The following is a 20,650-nucleotide window of genomic DNA, read 5'->3' as shown; positions in this document are numbered from 1 at the left end:
GTGATTCAGCGACGGGTGGCGATGACGCGGACACGGCCTCAGGCCCGGGTGTTCGGCGGCTTGTCGGGGAAGCAACCGAGTGTGGTGGTTCATGCCCCGCACATGGCCAGGGTAACGCCGAGGAGGAGCTGAGGGCGGAAGACAGTGGAATCCGGAGGGGGCCGAGGCATCCCCGGTACCGCCCGAGTCACTCCAAGTCGTGTCGGACCGGTACGGACAGGGCCCACTGGGTGACGGTGCGCGCGGGGGCCCAGCCGGTGAAGGTTCCGATGGGCGCCGCCGACTCCACCGCGAGGCGGGTCAGCTCTCCGCCGTGGGTCCGGTAGGCGTGGGCCAGCAGTTGCTCGGTCTCCAGGGTCACCCCGTGCACCACCAGACGGCCCCCGGGGCGCAGCGCGCTCAGGCAGGCGTCGAGCACGCCGGGCCGGGTGGCGCCGCCGCCGACGAACACCGCGTCGGGCGCGACCAGTCCGGCCAGGGCGTCCGGGGCCCGCCCGGTGACCACGTCCAGGCCGGGGACCCCGAGCCGCCCCGCGTTGCGCCCGATCCGCTCGGCCCGCCCGCTGTCGGCCTCCACGGCCGTGGCCCTGCAGGCGCGGTGGGCGCGCATCCATTCGATCCCGACCGATCCGGCGCCCGCCCCCACGTCCCACAGGTGTTCGCCGGGAGAGGGCGCCAGCCGGGCCAGGGCCGAGGCCCGCAGGTCCCGCTTGGTGAGCTGTCCGTCGTGCTCGAAGGCGTCGTCCGGCAGCCCGGCGAGCACCCCGAGCCCGGGGCCCCCGGCCAGTTCCAGGGCCAGCACGTGCAGCGCGGGGACCTGTTCGGGCGGGGCAGCCAGCCATCCGGCCGAGGTGGTGGAGAGCCGGGACTCCGTGGACGCGCCCAGGTCGCCGAGTACGGTCATGCGACTTTCCCCGTAGCCCGCTCCGGCCAACAGGGCGGCGACCGTCGCCGGAGTGGCGGCGCCGGAGGACAGCACCAGAACGCGGCGTCCCGGTGCGAGCCGCCGCAGGACCACGCGCGGGTCCCGGCCGACCAGGCTCACCACCGCGCATCCTTCGGCCGACCAGCCCATCCGCGCCCGGGCCAGGGACACCGAGGAGACGGCGGGCTCCACCCGAACCGCGTCCGCGCCCAGCAGGCCGACGAGCGTGGTCCCGATCCCCGACACCATCGGGTCACCCGAGGCCAGGGCCACGACCTCACGGCCCGCCAGGGATTCCAGCAGCGGCACCAGCCCTTCGCTCAGGGGCGAGGGCCACACCTGCCGGTGCTGTCCGGGTCCGGGCGGCAGCATCTCCAGGTGCCTGCGGCCGCCCAGCACGACCTGGGCCGCCAGGACCAGTTCGCGCAGCCTCTCGGGCACGCCTGGCCAGCCGTCGGCGCCGATACCGACGACGGTGATTCGGGGAGGGGACGCCTGAAGCCGCATGCACAGGACGCTATCGTGGCGGCCGAAGGCGCGAGGTGCCCCGACCGCCCCGCCATCGGAAACGGTGGGGAAGGCGACAGGGGAGAATCTGGGAAGCCCGGTGAGATTCCGGCACAGGCCCGCTGCGGTGAACCGAGCCTCCGACCAGGAGGACCCGGCAAGTCCGAAGACCGGCCCCGCGCCCGCCCATGACCTGTGGCGAAACGAGCGGGAGCCTCACATGCCATTGCGCGAGTCGCACTATCCCTTCTCAGCGATCGTCGGCTGCGACGCCGAGCCACTCGACGATCTCGGTCTCTCCCTGGTCCTGGCCAGTATCTCCCCCGAGATCGGCGGCGTGCTGGTCCGCGGCCAGAAGGGCACGGCCAAGTCCACGGCGGTACGGGCCCTGGCGTCCCTGCTCCCGCACGTGGAGGTCCACCGGGGCGACCGCTTCTCCGTCGACCCGGCCGACCCGCTCCAGCCCTCTCCGGACGGTCCCTTCCCGCCCGGCACGGCGGTGGAGAGCCGTGCCGTGCGCCTGGTCGAGTTGCCTGTGGGCGCCACCGAGGACCGCGTTCTCGGCTCCCTGCACCTGGAGCAGGCGCTCGCGCACGGCCAGGTCTCCTACGAGCCCGGTCTGCTGGCCCGCGCCCACCGGGGGCTGCTCTACGTCGACGAGGTCAACCTGCTCCACGACCACCTGGTCGATCTGCTCCTGGACGCCGCGGCCACCGGCCGGGTGACGGTGGAGCGCGACGGGTTCTCCGTGGAGCACGCCGCCCGCTTCCTCCTCATCGGCACGATGAACCCCGAGGAGGGCGAGCTGCGCCCGCAGCTCCTGGACCGGTTCGGGCTGACCGTGGAGGTCAGCGCGCCGACCGACCCGCACGCCCGGGTCGAGGTGGTGCGCCGCCGGATGTCCTACGACTCCGACCCCGCGGCCTTCGCCGAGCGCTACGAGAAGGCTGAGCGGGCGCTGTCGGAGCGCATCGCGGCCGCCCGCGGGGCACTGCGCCGTGTCGAGCTGTCCCAGGCGGCGCTGTTGAAGATCGCGGAGGTCTGCGCGGCCTTCGAGGTGGACGGACTGCGTGCCGACATCGTCACCGCGCGCACCGCCGTGGCCCACGCCGTCTGGCAGGGACGAACACTGGTCACCCTGGCCGACATCCGGCGGGCGGCGCTGCTGGCCCTGCCGCACCGGCGCCGCCGGAACCCGTTCGACGCGCCGGGGCTGGACGAGGAGCTCCTGGACCGGATCCTCGGGGACGAGGAGCCCCCTCCGGACCCGACCCCGCCGGAGAGCGGCCCGAACCCGCCGGAGGGGTCCGACGCCCCCGACGCTCCCGACGACCCCGACGACGGCGCCGAGCAGCCGGAGGGCCCCGAGGGCGGTCCCGGCGCCCAGGGCCCCGAGGACGGCCTGCCCGAGTCCGCGGAGGCGGACCCCTCAGAGTCCGACCCCGCCGGGACCGAACAGCCCGCCGAGCCGCCGCGCACCCCGGAGGAGTCCGACGAGGACCGGCCGGAGACGCCGGCGGGCACCGCCGTCAAGGCGAGCGCCCCCTACCGTCCCAGGACGTTCACCGTGCGGGGCACCGGGACGGGCGCCGACGGACGCCGCAGCCGGGCCGTCGGCGCCCGGGGACGCCGGATCGGCGCCGCCCGGCCCGGTGAGGCGGCCGGCACCTCGCTGCACCTGGTGGAGACCGTCAAGGCGGCGGCATCCTCGTGCCCGCCCGGCGGCGGCCGGGTCCGCCTGCGCCCCCGCGACCTGAGGGTGGCGGTCCGGGAGGGCCAGGAGAGCAACCTCGTGCTGTTCTGCGTCGACGCCTCCGGATCCATGGCGGCGCGCAAGCGCATGAAGGAGGTCAAGACGGCCGTGCTGTCCCTGCTCCTGGACGCCTACCGGCGCCGCGACAAGGTGGGCCTCGTCACCTTCCGCGGCGCCGGAGCCGAGCTCACCCTGCCGCCGACCCGTTCGGTCGACGTCGCCGCCACCCGCCTGGACGAGATGCCCGCCGGAGGCCGCACCCCCCTGGCCGAGGGCCTGCTGGAGGCCGCCCGGGTGCTGCGGCGCGAACACCTGCGGGACCCCAGGCAGCGCCCCCTCCTGGTCCTGGTCACCGACGGCCGCGCCACCGGCGGCCGGGGCGCGGTGGGCCGCTCACTGGAGGCGGCCGACCACGTCGCCGCCCTGGGGGTGGCCGCCGTCGTCGTGGACGGTGAGTCCGGCCCGATGCGCCTGGGTCTGGCGGGCGACCTGGCCGCCCGTCTGGGCGCCGACCACCTCCCCGTCGGCGAGGTCAACGCCGACGCTCTGAGCACCGCCGTTCGAGAAAGGGCCGCCTGATGCCGCAGGGCAAGCCGTCCGTCGTCCCCGACGACGGACTCACCACACGCCAGCGCCGCAACCAGCCGGTGCTCGCCGTCCACACCGGTGACGGCAAGGGCAAGTCGACCGCCGCGTTCGGCCTCGCTCTGCGCGGCTGGAACCAGGGGTGGCGGATCGGGGTGTTCCAGTTCGTCAAGTCGGCCAAGTGGCGCATCGGCGAGCAGACCGTGCTCGAACGCCTGGGGAAGCTGCACGAGGAGACCGGCGAGGGCGGCCCCGTGGAGTGGCACAAGATGGGCTCGGGCTGGTCGTGGAGCCGCCGCAAGGGCAACGAGGAGGACCACGAGGCGGACGCCGCCGAGGGCTGGGAGGAGATCAAGCGCCGTCTCGCCGACGAACGCCACGACCTGCTCATCCTCGACGAGTTCACCTACCCGATCAACTGGGGCTGGGTCGACGCCGACGACGTCGTGGCCGCGCTGCGGGACCGGCCGGGCCGCCAGCACGTGATCGTCACGGGCCGCCGCGCCGATCCCAGGCTCGTCGAGGCCGCCGATCTGGTCACCGAGATGGCCAAGGTCAAGCACCCGATGGACGCGGGCCGCAAGGGCCAGCGGGGTATCGAGTGGTGACCACCCCGGTGGCCCTGCCCCGGCTGGTGGTCGCCGCGCCGATGACCGGTCAGGGCAAGACCACGGTCGCGACCGGGCTGATGGCCGCGCTCGGCGGCGCCGGGCACCGGGTGAGCGGCCACAAGGTCGGCCCCGACTACATCGACCCCGGCTACCACGCCCTGGCCACGGGCCGCCCCGGCCGCAACCTGGACCCCCACCTGGTCGGTGAGGACCGGGTGGCGCCGCTGCTCCTGCACGGGGCCCGCGGCGCCGACGTCGCCGTCGTCGAGGGGGTCATGGGCCTGCACGACGGGCGGCTGGGCACCGGCGGCTTCGCCTCCACCGCGCACGTGGCCGCCCTGACCCGTACCCCGGTGGTGCTGGTCGTGGACGTGTCCCGGATGTCGCGGTCGGTGGGCGCACTCGTCAAGGGCATGGCGGACTTCGACCCGGCCGTCGAGGTCGTCGGGGTGATCCTCAACAAGGCCGGTTCGGCGCGCAACGTCGCCGAGATCACCCGCTCGGTGGGTCTGCCCGTGTTCGGCGTGGTCTCCCGGGACGAGCGGATCTCCCGCCCCTCCCGCCACCTGGGGCTGGTCCCGGCCTCCGAACGCGAGGAGTCGGCGCGGGTGGTGGAACGGCTCGGCGAGCGGATCGCGGACCAGGTGGACCTGGACGCCCTGCTGGCGGTGGCCCGTTCCGCTCCCGACCTGGACGCCGGGCCCTGGGACCCGGACCGGGAGGTGAGCGCACCCACCGCGGGAAAGCGGCCGGTGGTCGCGGTCGCCGGGGGGCGGGCCTTCACCTTCCGCTACGCCGAGACCGAGGAGCTGCTCACCGCCGCCGGATGCGACGTCGTCGCGTTCGACCCGCTCACGGACACGTCCCTGCCAGCCGGAACCCGTGGCCTGTACCTGGGCGGCGGGTTCCCCGAGGTGTACGCGGGTGAGCTCGCGGCCAACCGGAGCCTGCTCGCCGACCTGCGCGAAGCCGTCCGGGGCGGGGTGCCGACCGTCGCCGAGTGCGCGGGCCTGCTCTACCTCGCCGAGTCGCTGGACGGCGCCCCCATGGCCGGGGTGGTGCCCGCCGGGGCGCGGATGACCGAGCGGCTGACCCTGCGCTACCCCGAGGCGGTCTCGCCCGGGGACACGCTGCTGACCCGGGCCGGTGAGAGGGTCACCGGCCACGAGTTCCACCGCACGGCGCTGACCCCCGGCCGGGGTGAGAACCCGGCGTGGGAGGTGGAGGGCTCACCGGAGGGGTTCGCCTCCCCCACCCTGCACGCCTCCTACCTGCATGTGCACTGGGCCGGGCACCCGAGGCTGGCCAGCAGGTTCGCTGAGGCCGTGCATGACGCTCCGTCACCAGCACCAGCACCGGCGGCGCCGGTCAGGCCCTCCCCCACCACCCGACCAACCGTCCCCGGTACCGAACCGGTGGCCGATCCGCTCCGCCACCACGGAGATGTGGAGGCGCGCGACGGCCTGCTGGACTTCGCCGTCAACGTCTACCCGGGGGAGCGGCCCGACTGGCTCGACCGGACCCTGCGCACGAGCCTGGACGGGGTCGGCGTCTACCCCGACCCCGAACCCGCCTGCGAGGCCGTCGCGCTCCGGCACGGCCGTGCGCGCGGCGAGGTGCTGGCGACGGCGGGAGCGGCCGAGGCGTTCACACTCCTGGCCCGGCTGCGGCCGTGGAAGCGCCCGGTGGTCGTGCACCCCCAGTTCACCGAGCCGCACGCCGCTCTCGAACAGGCCGGACACACCGTCACCGCCGTGCTCTGCGCTGAGAGCGACGGCTTCGCCCTCGACCCCGCCGCCGTCCCCGAGGACGCGGACCTGGTGATGGTCGGCAACCCCACCAACCCCACCGGGGTCCTGCACTCAGCGGAGTCGCTGCGCGGGCTGTGCCGCCCCGGTCGGCTGGTCGTGGTCGACGAGGCCTTCATGGACGCCCTGCCGGGGGAACCGGAGTCCCTGGCCGGTGAGCGGATCGCGGGCCTGGTGGTGCTGCGCAGCCTCACCAAGCACTGGTCGGTCCCCGGCATCCGGGCCGGATACGCGGTCGGCGACGAGACCGTGGTGCGCGGGCTGGCCCGGGTCCAGACGCCCTGGTCGGTGTCGGCACCCGCGATCGCCGCCACCGTCGCCTGCGTGAGCGACGAGGCGGGCACGGAGGCGGAACGCCGGGCGAAGGAGTTCGACGACTGGCGCACGGACCTCGAAGCCGGGCTGCGGGAGGCCGGCATCGGGTTCGTGCCCTCCCGCGCCCCCTTCGTGCTGGCCCGCGTCGGCGAGGGGGTCCACGCCCGGCTGCGCGAGCAAGGCATCGCCGTACGCAGGGCCGACACCTTCCCCGGGCTGGGCCCTGACTGGGTGCGCGTGGCCGTGCGGCCGCCCGAGACCACACGGAAGCTGCTCGCCGCTCTGGCTAGGAGTTAGTCGACCGTTCGTGCACCGAGCTCGGAGAGTTTCAGCGGACGAAATCCTTGAGACCGTCGGTGTCGAGGACGAGCCCGATCCCCGGGAGTTCGACCGCTTCTCCGTAGGGGTGCTCCGACCGGTCCAGGTACCGACCTCCCACCGGCCGGGAATACACCACGACGGTGTTCGCCTCGCGATCCACCAACAAGTACACGCCGATACCGGTATCGGCGTAGGCAGCGGGCTTCTCCACCCTGTCCCGGGCGTGTGTGTCGGCGTCCCAGGAAGTCACCTCGACGACGGCGAGAATACCGTCGGGGTCGGCCCACTCTCCTGAGTGGTTGAAATGACCGACGGGGGCGAGGACACCGTCGGGCCGCGCGCGCCCCTTCCGATAAGGGTCGATCCGTAGGCCTTGGCCGGTGACATTGAGATCCAGGTCGGGTCGGTGCGCCATGAATTCGCGCATCAGCCACATGAGGATCCCGCCGTGAGCCCCGTCGGTCACCTTGTGAACCCAGACCTTTCCGTTGATGTGTTCGAGGGTGGCTCCCTCCTCGTTGCGGGCGATCTCGGCGAGGCGCTCGAACAGTTCGGGGGTGATGGGTGGTTCAGGGCTTGGCGTCGGGTGATGCTCGGCGACGGTCATGCTGACATGGTAAATGAGACGCATCTGCCCTCCACTGGTTTGTCTGTCGAGCCCGGGAATCCCCTTGTCCCCTGGTGGTCGTGTCGTGGCACCGGGACCGCTCGGCGGGCGCGCTAATGCGCGAAGAAGTCCGCGAGGGCCCGGGCGACCCGGTCGGGGGCGTTCTCCATCGGGATGTGGCCCGCTCCGGGGACCCGTACGAGCGTGCTCCGCGGGATCTCCGAGACGAACCGCTCGGCGTAACCCACCTTCTGGAAACCGTCGTCCTCGCCCCAGACCAACAGCTTGGGCACCGCGCTCCCCCGCAGCCCCGGGACGAGGTCGAGGGTGTACCGGCTGTCGGCCACGCCCGCCAGCGCCATCCAGGACCGCCGGACCCGCGGGTCGCTCAACGGGTCCAGGTAGTCGGCGACGAGCCGCTCGGTGGCGGCTCCGGCCAGCGCCGCCGTCACCGCCTTCCGGCGGGCGGCGAGGAACTCCTCGGCGGTGGTCGCCGCGACGACCTCCGGGTCCCGGAACCGGGCCACCCCGGGCACCGGCCAGGAGTCGTAGGTGACCGAGTTGACCAGGGCCAGCCGGGAGACCTCCACCCGGCCGTGGACCAGCAGGTGCTGGGCGACGGCGCCGCCGATGTCGTGCCCCGCGACGGCGAGGGGGCCGGAGAGCCCCAACGCGGCCGCGAACTCCGCCGCCCGTTCGGCGAGGGCCGGGACGGCGGCCGTTTCCGGAGTGAGCTCACCTCCCGAACGTCCGAGCCCGGGGAAGTCGACCGCGAGGGGGCGCAGCCCCGCCTGCGCGAGCCTGCTCATCACCGGCAGCCAGGCCCTGCTCCAGTAGGTTCCGTGCAGCAACAGCACGGCCGGGCCCTCCCGGCCAGCGGTCAGGTAACTGACCGTCCCGCTCCCGGTCCGGACCTCTGCCCTCCGCACGCCTGTCTCAGTGGTTTCGCTCATGGGACCACTGTGGCCGGGAGCGGCCCACCGGCACAGAGCCTGGAAGGACACCCACGGGTACATTCCTGCCATGCGCCTCCACCGGGTCGTGGCACTGCTCAGCCCGCCACAGTCACCCTTCGAACTCGCCTGCGCCGCAGAGGTCTTCGGCATGGTCACGACGGACGCGCCGACCCGTTACGACTTCCGGATCTGCGCCGAGACCCCCGGGCCCCTCCTGACCACCGCCGGGTACCCGATGATCGTCGACACGGGGCTGGACGCCCTCGGCGAGGCGGACACCGTGGTCGTCCCGGGTCGGCGACCGCCCGCCGCACCGGTTCCGCCGACCGTCACCGGGGCGTTGCGGGCCGCCCACGGGCGCGGGGCCAGGATCGTGTCCGCCTGCACGGGTGCGTTCGTCCTCGCCGCGGCCGGGCTGCTCGACGGCCGCCGCGCCACCACCCACTGGCGCCACGCCGCCCGGCTCGCCTCCGACTTCCCCGAGGTGCGGGTGGATCCCGGTGTGCTCTACGTGGACCACGGCGACGTGGCGACCAGCGCCGGAACCGGCGCGGGCATCGACCTGTACCTGCACCTGGTGCGCCGTGACCACGGCGCGGCGTACGCGGCCCAGGTCTCCAGGAACATGGTGCTGCCACCGCACCGGGAGGGGAACCAGCTCCAGTACGCCGCGCGGCCCGTCCCGGCCAGGTCGGAGGAGTCATTGGCGCCGCTGCTGGACTGGGCCGCGGACCGGCTCGGCACCCGGCTGACCGTCGACCGGCTCGCCGAACGCGCCGGGGTGTCCGCCCGCACCCTCGCCCGGCGGTTCACGGAGCAGTTGGGCACCAGTCCGGGGCAGTGGCTGCTCCGTCGACGCCTGGAGGCGGCGCGGGAGCTGTTGGAGCGGACCGACCTTCCGGTGGAGGCCGTCGCCGCCCGGGTGGGGCTGGTCTCGGCGGTCAACCTGCGCCGCCGCTTCCGGGCGGGTTTGGGCACGACGCCCGGCGCCTACCGGAGAGCCTTCGGCCAGGCCCGGTAGGAACCCAGGGACCCGGCAGGAAGGCCGCGGCTCGGGTCGGTCCGTGGGCCCCGCTGGCGCAGGGCCTCCGGTCAGCTGCCCGTCCCCCTGGGGCTGGTCTCCGCGCTGTCGGGGCTGTGGATGACGCTGTTCTACGCGATACCGGCGATCGACACGGGCTTCCTGACCGTGCAGCGGCTGGTGTTCGGGACGGCCATGGCCCTCGCCCTGGTCCTGGGCTACGTGGCGGCGCGTCGCCGGGAGTTCGCCCGGCACGGCGCCTGGATGATCCGCGCCTACGCGATCGGGACGGGAGCCGGGACGCAGGTGCTGACCCATATGCCCTGGACGCTCCTGGTCGGTGAGTACGACCAGCTCATCAGGGCTCTGCTGATGGGAGCCGGATGGGTGGTCGACATCGTGGTGGCCGAGTGGGTCATCCACAGGACCCTTCGCCGCCCGCGCGGCGCCCGGCGCGTGCCGGAGCGCGCACCGGGGTGAGGGCGGGGCTGGATCGTCGGCGGTGCGGCACTCCCATCGTCCCTGACGGAGGCCGGGGGTACCGCACCGCGACGCTGTCCGGACGCGGTCAGGCCGCTGCGAGGACGCGGCCCGTGTTGTGGGACCGGGACCGGGGGCGTACGGCGGGTGGGGCGCTGTACGTCCACAGCTCCAGGAGGAGCGTGTCGACGTCGGGGGCCTCGATCATGCCGGTGGGGGTGGCGGCCCAGAAGGACTGGGTGGCCTCGCCGTAGTAGACGACCAGGTGGGGGTGGTGGGCCTGGAGCTGAGCGGCCTGGAGGTGTTCACGGGCGTACTCGGAGCGGTGGCCGCCCAGGCGGGGCAGGTCCTGGGCACGGCGCTGTCGGCAGGAGGGGTGCTCACACACCCGGCACGCGGGGCCTTCCAGGGGGTGGCGGCGCGGGAGGGCCGGGAGGGGGCGGAAGTCGTCGGAGCGGCGGGGCCTCGGGATAGGGTGCTGCATCAGATCCTCTTTCCTTGCATATGACCGTGTTGGGTTTCGGGGGTTCAGGGCCCAGGGCAAGCGTTGGCGCGCTTTCCTGGGCCCGTCTCATGCGCGGGGCATGTCAGTCGGTGGTGTCAGTTGTTGGTGTTCCAGCGGCTGCGGTCCAGGCCGTGGGCGAGGTAGAGCCATACGCTGCGGTACTCGGCGTTGCCGTTGTCGCCCCAGGCGGTGGCCAGAGCGTTGACCATGGCCAGGCCCCGGCCCGATTCGGCGTCGGGGTCCAGGCCGTGGGGGTCGGGGACAAGTCGACCGTTGCGGGTGCGCAGCCCGCCCCGGTCGCGGCAGGTCAGGTGCAGTCCGTCCTTGGTGCGGTGGACGCGCAGGGTGTAGCTGCCGCCCGGGTGCCCGGAGAGGCTGTGGCGGATGGCGTTGTTGGCGAGCTCGCTGCCGAGCAGGGTGAAGAGGTAGCGGTAGTCGCCGGATTCGGTGGCGGCGCAGGTGTCCAGGAAGGCGCGGACCAGCGGCATCACGGCGGGGGTTCCGGCGAAGTCGTAGCTGCGCGCCCGGTAGTTGGGGCGTTCGGGCGTCCCGGAGAAGTAGTGCCGCTGGAAGGGGCGGATGAAGCTGGCCAGCGGCACCGTGGCCTCCCCCTGGACGGGCACGGGGGCGGGGACAGTCGCGGTTGAAGGCATGACGAAGACACTCCTCGGCGTGAACCACTGGATACAGAGGCGTCGGCAGTACAGCTACGAGCTCCCACATCCTTGGCGTGCTGCGCTGAGTGGGGCTCTACCACCGCCTCAAGATCTTGAGAATCAATATTGATTTTCAATATAGAGTTTCGGGCAGGGCTTCGCCAGCGATTCCCCAACCTGGACAGCCAGGTTTCTCCAAGGGGCTGAAGCCCGGATCCGAGCCGACTAACGTTCGATCGACTGGCCTCAGACAGACAGGATGGTGCAGATGGGATCAAGTCCGACCGTGTGGCGACGGTGGCTTGCCCACGAACTGAAGCGCCTTCGGGTGGAGGCGGGCCTCAGCCGCAAGGAAGTCGCCGCCAAGCTCCGATGCACCCCGGGCAAGCTCCACTACATCGAGACGGCGGTGGTTGCCCCGCGTGTCCGCGACTTGGAGGAGATCCTCTTCGACCTCTACCAAGTTCCAGAAGAGCGCCGAGAGCACTACCTCCAGGCTGCGCACAACGCGAAGAAGAAGGGCTGGTGGGAGAAGCCGGAGGATGGTGTCGCCGTACCCAAGTGGTTCTCGCTGTACCTGGGCTTGGAGCAAGGTGCATCCGAAATCTATGCCTGGGAGACCCACCTGGTACCAGGCCTGCTACAAACCCATGGGTACGCAACGGCCCTCAACAGGAACGGCACGGCAGAGCTCAGCCAAGAGGAAATCCAAGCCCGCGTCGACATCCGAATGTCACGGCAAAGGATCCTTCACGGAGCAGACCCCATACGCTTCTGGTGTGTGATCGACGAGGCCGCCCTACACAGGGATGTAGGCGGAGCCGAGGTCATGCGAGGACAGATAGCTCATCTTCTGGAGCTCTCACAGCTCCCGAAGGTGACCCTTCAAGTACTCCCACAGCCCAGCGGAGCCCATACCGGCATGGCAGGGAGCTTCTCCATTCTGGGGTTCCCGAATCCGGTTGACCCCGGTCTCATCTATATCGAATATCGCACTGGTGCTGTCTACCTGGAGCAGCCGTCTGAGATCAAAGAACACCAGATAGCGTTTGAGCACCTGAGGGTGGCAGCGTTGAAACCCGCACCATCGCAAGTCCGACTGCAGGAAGTCATGGAGAGCTACTCATGATCGCAAAGCCTGCCCTCGCCAATCTCACGTGGATGAAGAGCAGCCATAGCGCCGACACTGGTGGGAACTGTGTCGAGGTGGCGCACATCCCCGCCAGCTTCCACAAGAGCAGCTACAGCGGCGCTGGACAGAACTGCGTAGAGGTCGCTGACCTCCCCTGCGGCGCCGCCGTCCGGGATTCCAAGCACCCCGCCGCCGGGCACCTCCCCTTCCCCAGCTCCGAGTGGACGGCTTTCCTCTACTCCGCCCTTTCCCCCTGAACAGCCGAGAGCAGGAGCGCCCGGCTATCGCTGCTCCCCCGAGGGCAACCGGGCGTTCCTACCTTCTTCCCTTTCCGAGGCGGGTACGCCTGGGTCCCCCCTTTCCCGCCGCGTGAGTGTGGCCGCCCGCACCGCACGCGTCAAGGTCGTTCGTCCTCGCTTCGCTGCGGGCGCTCCACCTTGACCCGCACGCCACGGGCGGCGGGTTGGCGGCTGTCGGGAAACGGGGGAGGTGTGGTCGGGTGGCGAACGGCACCCGGGCTTCGCCCGGTCCGACCGTGACCGGCCGGATTCCCGCCCGTCCCTCTGGCTTTCTCGGCAGGCGCGTCGCCATCCAGTGACCGGTCGGCGACGAAGGGCCCGAGCCCGCTGTGTAGGGTCCGGGCGCGTCCCACCGGGCTTCCAGGTCTGGGGGTGGTAGGGCCGGATCTTCGCCCCCCGGCTGATTTAGGTCCCCTCCCCGAAGATGATCTTGCTACCAGAAGCGAAATCAGCGCCGAACTTGCTCCTGGTAGCAAGATCATCGGGGATTCAGGGGTTTCGGAAGCAGCGGACAGCCAGGGATGCGGGTTTCGGCCCCCGGGCCACCGGCCCCGGCCTGCCGCCAGCTCCGACTCCGGCTCCGGCAGCCCTTACCCGTCCTCTGGCCCGCTGACCCTGCCGCTGCACCGCCGCTGTTTCGCAGGATCGAATGACCGGCCGCGACACGCGACCCGATCCGCGCAGAGGTGAGGAACCTGCTTCCCTCGCTGCCGCTTTTCCGTCCGGGCGAATGACCGGCCGCGACACGGCCAGGCGTTCCGCGCAGGGCTGGGGAAGGCACCGGCCGAAGGCCGAGGTAGTTGCCGTTGGGCCCCTTGGGGCCCGTTGGCCACCCCGGACCACTCCTCCCCCGTTTCCCGACAGCCGCCAACCGCCGTCGTAGCGAAGCGGGTCAAGGTGGAGCGCCCGCAGCGAAGCGAGGACGAACGACCTTGACGCGCGCAGCGCAGACGGCAACCATCAAGCGGCGGGAAACGGGGGAACCACCCGCACCCACCCGCGAACAGGCACCACGTGTCCTCGGAAATTTCCCGAAGGCTCACTGCTGGCCGGTCAGGCGCCCGCAGGTCGGCCCCGACGCGTGGCGAGCCGTGCAGAACACCGCTGACGAAGCCGGACTGTCCGCAGCCCGTGTGATGGAGACCCTGCTCCGCTTCTAGGCCGAGGGGCGCCTCCCCGACACTGCACTGAGCGAGCGCTGCCCCGTCCGCAAACAGACGAACATGCCCATCGCAGACCACGTCTGGGAGGCATCCGTCAAGCGGGCGAAGGACACCGGAGAGTTCCCCCCTCGGTTCCCGACCGTCTCGCCGTCGCCCTCGCGGCCGAGCGCATCCGCTTCGAACTGTCGGTCACAGCGACCGCCGCCTAGGAGCTCGTCATGACCGTCACCGACCACCACCCGCCGCCTACGCCGCCACCGAAATCCCCGTCTACCTGCTGGTGGACCGCGCCGTGAACGCCGTGGTGGTGCACTCACGTCCCGAACACGGTGAGTACCAGGACCGGTCGAGGCACGTCTACGGCGACGAGGTCGGGATCCCCGGTACCGGGATCACCCTGGACACCGACGGGCTGAGGAAGCGGTTCGCCCGCTGACAGCCACAGGGCACCAGCCGACGGCCTCCGCTCATCCCAGCCCGGTCACCCAGTCGAAGGCGTCCGACACCCTATGGACCGTGGGCACGCCCTCCGGCCCGGGCGGGCGCCGCACCACCACGACCGGGACGACCAACCTCCCCGCGGCCTCCATCTTCGGCCAGGTGTAGGTGCCGCCGGAGTCCTTGGTGATGAGCACGTCCGCCCGGTGCCCGGCCATCAGCTCCAGCTCACCGTCCAGGTGATACGGACCCCGGCTGGTCAGCAGGCGCCAGGCGTCCGGGAGTTCGAGCTCGGGCACGTCTACCACCCGGGCCAGGACCGCACACCCACCGAGGTCGGGCACGAAGCGGGCCAGCTCCTGACGGCCGACCGTCACGAACGGCCGCTCACCGAGCCCGGCCGCCAGCTCCGCCGCCTCCTCGTGGGTGTCGGCGTAGTGCCAGGCCGGGTCCGGCTCCCAGCCCGGCCGCTCCAGCCGTAGCAGGGGGACATCCGTGCAGGCGGCCGCCGCGTTCGCGGTCATACCGAGCGCGAAGGGGTGGGTGGCGTCCACCACCGCGTCGTAGTCGGCCAGCGCCGCGCGCAGCCCGGGCACTCCCCCGAAGCCGCCGATCCGCACCCTGCCCACCGGCAGGCGCGGCCTGGCCACCCGTCCGGCCAACGACGTCGTCACGTCCACACCGGCCTCGACCAGCAGGGCGGCCAGTTCACGGGCCTCGGAGGTGCCGCCCAGCAACAGGAGTCTCATCGGACACGCTCCTGACCGAGCAGGGGAAGTCCGGCGGGCGCACCCTCGCGGGCCAGCCCCAGCAGCGTGTCGACGTCCAGGTAGCGCTCCGCCAGGTCCGCGAGCAGGTCCATCCGCCGCTCGCGCGCGGCGGGGAAGTTCGTCCCGGACGGCCCGTACCCGAGCACCTCGGCCAGGAACGCGGCACGGAAAGCGTCGCCCTCCAGGCTGCCGTGCCACATGGTGCCGAAGACGTTGCCCGCGCGCGCTCCGCCCAGGAAATCCTCCGCGCCCTCCCCCACGGTGACGCGTCCGTGGTGGATCTCGTAGCCGCTGGCCGGTGCGCCCAACGCCTCGCCCTCGGGCAGCCGCAGGGTCTTCTCGGCGGTGAAGTCGGTGCACACGTCCAGCAGGCCCAGGCCTTCGGCCAAGGACCCCGGGGCGGCCTCGACGCCCTCGGGGTCGGTGACCGTGCGGCCGAGCATCTGGAAGCCGCCGCAGATCCCGAGCAGCGGACGCCCTCGGCGCACGTGTTCGGTGATCGCCGCGTCCAGCCCGCGCGAGCGCAGCCAGGCCAGGTCGGCGAGGGTGGAGCGGGTGCCGGGCAGCACCACCAGGTCGGCGTCGGCGAGGTCGCGCGGCCCGGAGGCGAAGACCACGTCGAGCCCGGGTTCCAGGCCGAGCGCGTCCACGTCGGTGAAGTTGCTGATCCGGGGCAGGCGCACCACCGCCACGCGCAGCGCCGCCTCCCCGTCGGCCCGCCGTCCCTCCAGGTCCAGGGCGTCCTCGGAGTCCAGCCACAGCCCGGGGTCCCAGGGCAGGGTCCCGAACACCCGGCGGCCGGTCATCCGTTCCAGGTCGTCCAGGCCCGGTTGGAGCAGGCCGTGGTCACCCCGGAACTTGTTGACCACGAAACCGGCGATCAGCTCCTGGTCGGCGGGCTCCAGCAGCGCCACCGTGCCGTACATGGCGGCGAAGACTCCGCCCCGGTCGATGTCGCCGACCACCACCACGGGCATCACCGCGTGCCGGGCCAGGCCCATGTTCACGTAGTCGCCCGCGCGCAGGTTGATCTCGGCGGGGCTGCCCGCCCCCTCGGCGACGACGACGTCGTAGCGGTCGGAGAGGTCGTCGTAGGCCGCGTGCGCGGCCTCGGCCAGGTGACGGCGGCCCGCCTCCCAGTTCGAGGAGGACACCTCCCCGGCGGGGTGGCCCATCAGCACGGCGTGGCTGCGCCGATCGCTGCCGGGCTTGAGCAGCACCGGGTTCATCGCGGGTTCGGGGACGGCGCGGGCGGCGAGCGCCTGCGCCCACTGGGCGCGGCCGATCTCCGCCGGTCGGCCGTCCGGACCGAGGCACACCATGGAGTTGTTGGACATGTTCTGCGCCTTGTACGGCGCCACCCGCACGCCCCGGCGGGCGAAGGCCCGGCACAGGGCGGTGGTGACCACGCTCTTGCCCGCGTCGGAGGTGGTTCCGGCGACCAGCAGACCGCCCGTCCCGCTCATTCGGGTCTCCTCAGCAGCGCGGTGTCCATCACCCAACCGGCCTTGTCCTTGGCCCGCCGGCGCGCCGCCTCGATCTCGGGCAGTACCTCGCCCACCCGTCCGGCGACCAGTTCCTCGGAGTCGGCGCCCAGGTTGGCGCCCCACCACAGGGACCAGTCCTCCAGGCCCTCGAAGCCGTGCCGCCCGGTGAGCATGACGACGATGTTGTCCTGGCCAGCCGCCACGGCCTCGCGCAGCCGCCGCGCCGGGGTGACGTGGACCGGGCGGCCCACCTCGTGCAGCACGATCCGGTGCCGGGCGGCCAGGATCTGGGGGGCGCTGATCCCGGGCAGCACGTCGTAGTCGAGCGCGACGTTGCCGCGTTCGACGATGCGCGCCACGATCCGCAGGGTGGAGTCGTACAGCGAGGGGTCGCCCCAGACCAGGAAGGCCGCGGCGCCGCCGCGCTCGCCCAGCACCCGTTCGAAGGCGGCCACGCGCGCCTCGTGCCAGTCGGCGACCGCCGCCGGGTAGTCGGCGGGGTCGTCTCGGTCGCGTTCGGGGTCGGGCACCGCCACCAGCGGCACCCCGAAGGCGGCACAGACCTCCTGGCGCAGGGCGAACAGGCCGTCGTCGTCCCGTTTGCGGACGGCGACGGCGTAGTCGCAGCCGCGCAGGGCCTCGGCGACCTCACCGGTGACGTGCTGGGGACCCATCCCGATCCCCAGGATGCGCACCCTCACTCGGCCCTCTCCTCCAGGTCGCCCTCGACCTCCAGGTAGACCTCCTGGAGCGCCCGCATCGTCTCCGGGTCCGGTTCGGCCCACAGCCCGCGCCGGGCGGCCTCGTGCAGCCGCTCGACGATGCCGTGCAGCGCCCACGGGTTGGAGCGGCGCAGGAACTCCTGCGTCTCCGCGTCCATCACGTACTCGGCTGCGAGCTTCTCGTACATCCAGTCGTGCACGACCCCGGCCGTGGCGTCGAAACCGAACAGGTAGTCGACGGTGGCCGCCAGTTCGAAGGCGCCCTTGTAGCCGTGGCGGCGCATCGCCGCGATCCAGCGGGGGTTGACCACTCGGGCGCGGAACACCCGGGCGGTCTCATCGGCCAGGGGCCGGGTGCGCACCGCGTCGGGGTTGGTGGAGTCGCCGACGTAGGCCTTGGGGTCCGCGCCGGTCAGCGCCCGCACGGTGGCGATCATTCCGCCGTGGTACTGGAAGTAGTCGTCGGAGTCGGCGATGTCGTGTTCGGCGCTGTCGATGTTCTTGGCCGCGACCCTGATCCGGCGGTAGTTGGCGCGCATGTCGTCGGCGGCCGGGACGCCGTCCAGGCCCCGCCCGTAGGCGAAGCCGCCCCAGGCCGTGTAGACCTCGGCCAGGTCGGCGTCGTCGCGCCAGTTGCCCGACTCCACGACCTGCAGGATGCCCGCGCCGTAGGAGCCGGGGGCCGAACCGAAGATCCGGGTGGTGGCCCGGCGGTGGTCGCCGTGCCCGGCCAGGTCGGCCCGGGTGTGGGCGCGCACGTGGTTCTGGTCGTCGGGCTCGTCGAGGTCGGCGACCAGCTGGACGGCGTCGTCGAGCATGGCCACGACGTGCGGGAAGGCGTCACGGAAGAAACCGGAGATGCGCACCGTGACGTCCACGCGCGGTCGGCCCAGTTCCTCCAGCGGCACCACCTCCAGCCGGGACACCCGCCGGGAGGCCTCGTCCCATTCGGGGCGCACGCCCAGCAGTGCCAGGACCTCGGCGATGTCGTCGCCGGAGGTGCGCATGGCGGAGGTGCCCCACACCGACAGGCCGACCGACTCCGGGTAGGTGCCGGTCTCCTCCAGGTGGCGGCGCAGCAGCGAGTCGGCCATCGCCTGGCCGGTCTGCCAGGCCAGCCGGGAGGGGACGGCACGCGGGTCGACGGTGTAGAAGTTGCGGCCGGTCGGCAGCACGTTGACCAGCCCGCGCAGCGGAGAGCCGGACGGGCCCGCGGGGATGAACCCGCCTTCGAGCGCGTGCAGGACGTGGTCGAGTTCGTCGGTGGTCCGGGCCAGGCGCGGTGTCACCTGGGCGGCGGCGAAGGCGAGGACGGAGCGCACCCCCGGGTCGTCGTGCAGGCCCTCCACGGCGGCCGGGTCCCAGCCCGCCGCTTCCATCCGCTCCACGAGTCCGCGCGCCAGGGACTCCACCTCGTCGACCTCGGAGGTGGGGGCGTCCTCCTTGAGCCCGAGGGCGGCGCGCAGGCCCGGCACCGCCTGACCGACGCCACCCCAGACCTGGGCGGCGCGCAGCACGGCCATGACCAGGTTGACCCTGGTCTCCCCGTCCGGCGCCTCACCGAGTACGTGCAGTCCGTCGCGGATCTGGGTGTCCTTGATCTCGCACAGCCAGCCGTCGACGTGCAGCAGGAAGTCGTCGAACTCCTCGTCGTCGGGCCGTTCCTCAAGGCCCAGGTCGCGGTGCATCTCGGCGGCGCGCATCAGCGCCCAGATCTCGCCCCGGACCGCGGGCAGCTTGGCCGGGTCCATCGCGGCGATGTTGGCGTACTCGTCGAGGAGCTGCTCCAGGCGTGCGATGTCGCCGTAGGTCTCGGCGCGGGCCATCGGCGGGATGAGGTGGTCGACGACCGTGGCGTGCGCGCGGCGCTTGGCCTGGGCTCCCTCTCCCGGGTCGTTGACCAGGAACGGGTAGATCAGGGGCAGGTCGCCCAGGACGGCGTCGGTGGCGCACTCCGCCGACAGGGCGGCGTTCTTGCCGGGCAGCCACTCCAGGGAACCGTGCTTGCCCAGGTGCACGACGGCGTGCGCGCCGAACCCGTGTTCCAGCCAGCGGTAGGCCGCCAGGTAGTGGTGGCTGGGCGGCAGGTCGGGGTCGTGGTAGATCGCGATCGGGTTCTCCCCGAACCCGCGCGGCGGCTGGACCATGACGACCACGTTGCCCGCGCGCAGGGCGGCCAGCACCAGCTCGCCCGCGTCGTTGACGTAGAGGCTCCCCGGCCCGGGGCCCCACTTCTCCCGCATCGCCTCCTTCAGGGCGGCGGGCAGACCCTCGGTCCAGGCGGCGTACTGCTCGGCCGTGATCCGCACGTGGGCGTCGGTGAGCTGAACCGACGTCAGCCAGTCCTCGTCCTGGCCGCCCGCCTCGATCAGGGCGTGGATCAGCGCGTCGCCCGCCTCGGTCTCGTCGGTGAGGTCCAGACCCGGCAGGTCCTCGGGGGAGCCCAGGTCGTAGCCCTCCTGGCGCAGGCGGCGCAGCAGGCGCACGAGGGAGCGCGGGGTGTCGAGGCCGACCGCGTTGCCGATGCGGGAGTGCTTGGTCGGGTAGGCCGACAGCACCAGTGCGATCCGCTTCTCGGCGGCGGGGATGTGCCGCAGGCGCGCGTGGGCGACCGCGGTGCCCGCGAGCCGGGTGCAGCGTTCGGGGTCGGCGACGTAGCGGGGCAGGCCGTCGCCGTCGATCTCCTTGAAGGAGAACGGCACCGTGATGATGCGGCCGTCGAACTCGGGAATGGCGATCTGGGTGGCCGAGTCCAGCGGGGTGACCCCGTCCTCGGAGGCCTCCCAGTCCGCACGCGAGCTGGTCAGGCACAGGCCCTGGATGACGGGGATGTCCAGGGCGGCCATGCGCTCCACGTCCCACGCCTCGTCGTCGCCGCCCGCGCTCGCCGAGGCGGGCACGCTGCCGCCCGCGGCCAGGACGGTGACGATCAGGGTGTCGAGGTCGCCGAGCGCCTCGTAGAGGTCGTCGGGGGCCGACCGCAGCGACCCGGCGAAGACCGGCACGCCCACGGCCTGCCCGGTCGCGTCGACGGCGTCGGCCAGGGCGTGCGCGAAGGCGGTGTTGCCGCCCGCCTCGTGGGCCCGGTAGTAGAGGATGCCGACCCGTGGCAGGTCGGGGGCGGCCGGGCGATCCCGATCGGGGAAGCCCCACAGCGGCAGGGCGGCCGGGGGTTCGAACCCCTCACCGGTGAGCAGCACGGTGTCGGAGAGGAAGGCGTGCAGGCGGGCGAGGTTGGCCGGGCCGCCCTCGGCGAGGTAGCGGTGGGCCTCGGTGGCCAGCCCGATCGGGACGGTGGAGTGCTCCATCAGCTCGGCGCTGGGCTGCTGTTCTCCGCTGAGGACCACCAGGGGTGTGCCCCGCTCGCGGACGGCGGACAGACCGGGCCACAGGTCGTGTGAGGAGCCCAGCAGGCGCACCACCACGAGGTCGGCCCGCTCGACGGCGCCGGTGAGTTCGGCGTCGGAGGCCCGGGACGGGTTGGCCCAGACGTACTCGGCCCCGCTGGAGCGGGCGGAGAGCAGGTCGGTGTCGGAGGTGGACAGCAGAGCGATCCGTACCGTCATGGTCGGATTCCTCCCTCGGGGTT

16 protein-coding genes, 1 pseudogene and 1 riboswitch are annotated in these 20,650 nt (G+C 72.5%); of the genes and pseudogenes, 8 read left to right on the top strand and 9 right to left on the bottom strand.

The features are described 5' to 3' along the window. Window positions 1-187: 187 nt before the first annotated feature. Window positions 188-1,432 carry a precorrin-6y C5,15-methyltransferase (decarboxylating) subunit CbiE gene (cbiE, locus tag NE857_RS04925; protein ID WP_254419989.1) on the bottom strand — a complete coding sequence of 415 codons (1,245 nt, stop codon included), beginning with the start codon at window positions 1,430-1,432 and terminating at the stop codon, window positions 188-190. Window positions 1,433-1,522: 90 nt separating this feature from the next. Beyond that, window positions 1,523-1,604: riboswitch (cobalamin riboswitch) on the top strand. A 48-nt stretch (window positions 1,605-1,652) separates the two neighbouring features. On the opposite strand from cbiE, the gene NE857_RS04920 reads away from it, so the two are divergent. The 3 genes from NE857_RS04920 to cobBC are packed head-to-tail and all read left to right on the top strand — an operon-like array spanning window position 1,653 to window position 6,801. Next, window positions 1,653-3,764 (top strand): VWA domain-containing protein, encoded by a 2,112-nt coding sequence (locus NE857_RS04920; RefSeq protein ID WP_254419988.1) that lies wholly within the window; start codon window positions 1,653-1,655, stop codon window positions 3,762-3,764. Further along, entirely contained in the window at window positions 3,764-4,378 is a 615-nt protein-coding gene (gene cobO, locus NE857_RS04915) for a cob(I)yrinic acid a,c-diamide adenosyltransferase (RefSeq protein WP_254419987.1), read from the top strand. The genes NE857_RS04920 and cobO overlap by 1 nt, the downstream gene beginning before the upstream one ends. 41 nt (window positions 4,379-4,419) lie before the next feature. Next, a complete protein-coding gene (gene cobBC / locus NE857_RS04910) occupies window positions 4,420-6,801 on the top strand; it encodes a bifunctional hydrogenobyrinic acid a,c-diamide synthase/histidinol phosphate aminotransferase CobBC (RefSeq protein WP_254421870.1) in 2,382 nt (793 codons plus the stop codon). A gap of 31 nt (window positions 6,802-6,832) precedes the next feature. Here cobBC and NE857_RS04905 read toward each other — a convergent pair whose 3' ends face one another. Further along, window positions 6,833-7,432: a Uma2 family endonuclease gene (locus tag NE857_RS04905; RefSeq protein WP_254419986.1), complete on the bottom strand. Its 600-nt coding sequence runs from the start codon at window positions 7,430-7,432 to the stop codon at window positions 6,833-6,835. Between the two features lie 113 nt (window positions 7,433-7,545). Beyond that, a complete protein-coding gene (locus NE857_RS04900; protein WP_254419985.1) occupies window positions 7,546-8,385 on the bottom strand; it encodes an alpha/beta fold hydrolase in 840 nt (279 codons plus the stop codon). A 70-nt stretch (window positions 8,386-8,455) separates the two neighbouring features. On the opposite strand from NE857_RS04900, the gene NE857_RS04895 reads away from it, so the two are divergent. After that, window positions 8,456-9,409 (top strand): GlxA family transcriptional regulator, encoded by a 954-nt coding sequence (locus NE857_RS04895; protein ID WP_254419984.1) that lies wholly within the window; start codon window positions 8,456-8,458, stop codon window positions 9,407-9,409. A 75-nt stretch (window positions 9,410-9,484) separates the two neighbouring features. After that, window positions 9,485-9,889 carry a DUF2306 domain-containing protein gene (locus tag NE857_RS04890; protein ID WP_425572132.1) on the top strand — a complete coding sequence of 135 codons (405 nt, stop codon included), beginning with the start codon at window positions 9,485-9,487 and terminating at the stop codon, window positions 9,887-9,889. Window positions 9,890-9,977: 88 nt separating this feature from the next. On the opposite strand, the gene NE857_RS04885 is transcribed toward NE857_RS04890, so the two are convergent. Then, window positions 9,978-10,373 carry a hypothetical protein gene (locus NE857_RS04885; RefSeq protein ID WP_254419983.1) on the bottom strand — a complete coding sequence of 132 codons (396 nt, stop codon included), beginning with the start codon at window positions 10,371-10,373 and terminating at the stop codon, window positions 9,978-9,980. A 116-nt stretch (window positions 10,374-10,489) separates the two neighbouring features. Continuing rightward, window positions 10,490-11,047: an ATP-binding protein gene (locus NE857_RS04880; protein ID WP_254419982.1), complete on the bottom strand. Its 558-nt coding sequence runs from the start codon at window positions 11,045-11,047 to the stop codon at window positions 10,490-10,492. Window positions 11,048-11,309: 262 nt separating this feature from the next. Between NE857_RS04880 and NE857_RS04875 the strand changes: the two genes are divergently transcribed. The 3 genes and pseudogenes from NE857_RS04875 to NE857_RS04865 all read left to right on the top strand — a co-directional run. Continuing rightward, window positions 11,310-12,179 (top strand): helix-turn-helix domain-containing protein, encoded by an 870-nt coding sequence (locus NE857_RS04875; protein WP_254419981.1) that lies wholly within the window; start codon window positions 11,310-11,312, stop codon window positions 12,177-12,179. Between the two features lie 32 nt (window positions 12,180-12,211). Next, on the top strand, window positions 12,212-12,439 hold the full coding sequence (locus tag NE857_RS04870) for a DUF397 domain-containing protein (protein WP_363319936.1): 228 nt from the start codon (window positions 12,212-12,214) through the stop codon (window positions 12,437-12,439). Window positions 12,440-13,861: 1,422 nt separating this feature from the next. Further along, window positions 13,862-14,080 (top strand): annotated as a pseudogene (locus NE857_RS04865) (Uma2 family endonuclease); the annotation flags it as partial. A gap of 31 nt (window positions 14,081-14,111) precedes the next feature. Here NE857_RS04865 and NE857_RS04860 read toward each other — a convergent pair. Genes NE857_RS04860 through cobN form a run of 4 tightly spaced genes read right to left on the bottom strand, consistent with a single transcriptional unit; the run spans window position 14,112 to window position 20,627 of the window. Then, the gene (locus tag NE857_RS04860; RefSeq protein ID WP_254419979.1) at window positions 14,112-14,831 is read right to left on the bottom strand and encodes a cobalt-precorrin-6A reductase; all 720 of its coding nucleotides are present in this window, start codon (window positions 14,829-14,831) and stop codon (window positions 14,112-14,114) included. Next, window positions 14,828-16,318: a cobyric acid synthase gene (locus tag NE857_RS04855; protein WP_254419978.1), complete on the bottom strand. Its 1,491-nt coding sequence runs from the start codon at window positions 16,316-16,318 to the stop codon at window positions 14,828-14,830. The genes NE857_RS04860 and NE857_RS04855 overlap by 4 nt, the downstream gene beginning before the upstream one ends. After that, window positions 16,315-17,040 carry a precorrin-6A synthase (deacetylating) gene (gene cobF, locus NE857_RS04850; RefSeq protein WP_254419977.1) on the bottom strand — a complete coding sequence of 242 codons (726 nt, stop codon included), beginning with the start codon at window positions 17,038-17,040 and terminating at the stop codon, window positions 16,315-16,317. The genes NE857_RS04855 and cobF overlap by 4 nt, the downstream gene beginning before the upstream one ends. Continuing rightward, complete coding sequence (cobN, locus tag NE857_RS04845) at window positions 17,037-20,627, bottom strand: cobaltochelatase subunit CobN (protein ID WP_254419976.1); 3,591 nt, start codon at window positions 20,625-20,627, stop codon at window positions 17,037-17,039. The genes cobF and cobN overlap by 4 nt, the downstream gene beginning before the upstream one ends. Window positions 20,628-20,650 lie beyond the last annotated feature (23 nt).

The organism is Nocardiopsis exhalans (assembly GCF_024134545.1).
GTDB classification, from domain to species: domain Bacteria; phylum Actinomycetota; class Actinomycetes; order Streptosporangiales; family Streptosporangiaceae; genus Nocardiopsis; species Nocardiopsis exhalans.
This window is presented reverse-complemented; position numbering and strand designations above follow the sequence as displayed.